The 2167-nt window shown below is 59.9% G+C and carries 5 protein-coding genes; all 5 read right to left on the reverse strand.

Annotation, left to right across the window (positions count from 1 at the left end):
* Nucleotides 1–254: 254 nt before the first annotated feature.
* Entirely contained in the window at nucleotides 255–713 is a 459-nt protein-coding gene (locus ATHL_RS00140; protein WP_062188708.1) for a hypothetical protein, read from the reverse strand.
* Nucleotides 714–724: 11 nt separating this feature from the next.
* Entirely contained in the window at nucleotides 725–901 is a 177-nt protein-coding gene (locus tag ATHL_RS18685; protein ID WP_162787519.1) for a hypothetical protein, read from the reverse strand.
* Nucleotides 888–1262 (reverse strand): hypothetical protein, encoded by a 375-nt coding sequence (locus ATHL_RS00145; RefSeq protein ID WP_062188709.1) that lies wholly within the window; start codon nucleotides 1260–1262, stop codon nucleotides 888–890. Before ATHL_RS00145 ends, ATHL_RS18685 begins: the two co-directional genes overlap by 14 nt.
* Nucleotides 1263–1475: 213 nt before the next feature.
* Nucleotides 1476–1904, reverse strand: coding sequence for a hypothetical protein (locus ATHL_RS00150; RefSeq protein WP_062188710.1), 429 nt, complete (start codon nucleotides 1902–1904; stop codon nucleotides 1476–1478).
* A 14-nt stretch (nucleotides 1905–1918) separates the two neighbouring features.
* Nucleotides 1919–2167, reverse strand: a 249-nt coding sequence (locus ATHL_RS00155) for a GxxExxY protein (RefSeq protein WP_114679509.1), incomplete at its 5' end; no start/stop codon positions are given.

The following is a 2167-nucleotide window of genomic DNA, read 5'->3' on the forward strand; positions in this document are numbered from 1 at the left end:
CGATCCGTAGCAAATCCCCATCATACAGTCCCACCCGGCGGCGGATGGAGCCCGGCAGAGTAATACGCCCATTGCTTGCTAACTGCACAACCTCATTTCCGCTCATTTTGCACCTCCGTTACGCAGAGGATACAACCGATTTGTCTAATTGTCAATATGGATTAATGGATAATTAACACTGCGGTTCAGCGGTCATTCTCCAGCATGGATTTTCATCCATCTCTATCAGGATTTGAAATACCTTGCTTCACCCCTCACGGTTCCACCTTGCGAATTTCCTCGTCGAACAGCAAGTAGAGCAGGATATCCACGCTCAGCTGGAGCAGAATACCCGGCTCTTCGTCCACCACTGCCCCCGGCGGGAGCAGTTCCATCGCCACCGCGTCCCTGCCCGGCATGGAGAGCAGATCCGCCACATACCAGCCTGTGACCTCTTCCAGCGTCAGTTCCATCGGTTCAGGGGGGCGCACCCGGACGGCCTGCTCCACAGGGAGCATGAAGCCGTTATCCAGAATCAGCGCGGGCAGATCGTACTCCCCAGTCTCCCGCAGGATGACATCCCGCACCGTGCGATTGCCCGCCCTCTCTGCCAGCCACTCGATCAGGCACACCGGCTCCACGTTGCGCGCCACCTGCATCATCACACAGCCGTGCGTTTCACAACGGTCAAACTCGTCCAGATCGAAATTGTGTTTGCGAAAGGCAATGCTCATCCTTCACCTCGTCAACGCAGACTTTCCAGCCATTCCGAAAACTGCTCCCGTGCTTCCAGCGCAAAGCGGCACTTGCGCATCACGAAATACGCCGCCTTGCGGTCAGCCACCCCCAGGTATTCCACCACACCGCCAATAGCAGAGTCATCAGGTTTTGCAAAAAAACTTTCATGCTCAATCCTCCGCATCAGGCATCGCCAGGGCGCCAACCCACACGCCTGCAATTCCCACCGCAATCAGCGGAATTGTCTGATTACTCATTCCCCAGAAGAACAGCCCAATCCCAACAAGCCATCCAGCCGCACTGACCCACCGCCGTCCCGTCCAGGTGCGCAGGGCATGACGAACGCCGAAAAACAATCCCGCCAGCACTGCAAGGCCCACTATCCCGTAAACGGTGTACCTGACCACCTGCGCAATCACTTCAGCAGTCCGAACAACCACATCCGGCGGGTGAATCTGCCACTGTAATTTGTGAGCAATAATTCCACATCCGGCGATGGTGATCGCCATTGCCCCGCCTAAAGTCATCACTTTTTCGTCAACCATCTCGCGCCTCCCAGAACAAATGTTTTACGGGAAAACCCGTATTCGCAGAAAATCCAGCGGGCGGTTACGCCCGCCCAGGCACGCCTGCGCCGAAGCGCCCCCCGAACGCCGGTCGCTAGACCAGGAGCGATCCTGCCGTTAGGCAGGGAGCGGTGACGGGGCGCAAGGCGCTTTGTGCCGCACGCCCGGCCATTAGGCCGTCCCCGCCGGTCGCTAGACCGGCGCGCCGCTGATCTCCACATCCGCCAGCACCTCACGCACATTCACCTGCCAGCCGTTCACGGCCACCACCGCAGGCAATCCCTCGCCTTTGCGCAGCTGCCGCATGACACTCACCGCCTGCTCCCGCAGAAGCGGCGGGACGTGAAAGACCACCTCACGCGCCACCACGTGCGCACGCTCATCCGCAGACCACAGCCAGCCGTGGATGGTGGCGTACACGGCCTCACTGTGCGCCCGACCGGTGATGACGAACCCCAGCGTCTCCAGCGCCAGGTCGTTTTCGCACACCACCCGATGATCACCCCCCAGTACAGCCAGGTCGGTGGTGAGGATCGCTTCCACCGCCAGCACGCCCCGGATGGTGTATATCCGCCTCAGGCTCATCTGCCCGTCCAGAATCACCTGATTGTAGCGTTTCATGCCGCCTCCCAGATTCAAGTTTTTGTCCGCTCTTCCAGCCATACCCGCCGGAACTCCAGGCGTTCCCCGCCAAAGCCCAGCAGCAAGCCCACCGCCTCGCGTCCGTACGCCCGCAGGTAACGGCGCACCTGGTCAAAGTCTGCCTGCTCAAAATCATTCGCCGCTTTGCACTCGATCACCACCACCGCATCGCCTTTCTGCACCAGCAAGTCCGGTACCACCTCCCCAACCACCTGCCCGTTGTAGCGCACCTTCAGCCGCGG

Origin of the sequence: Anaerolinea thermolimosa (assembly GCF_001050195.2) — a bacterium.
Lineage (GTDB): Bacteria > Chloroflexota > Anaerolineae > Anaerolineales > Anaerolineaceae > Anaerolinea > Anaerolinea thermolimosa.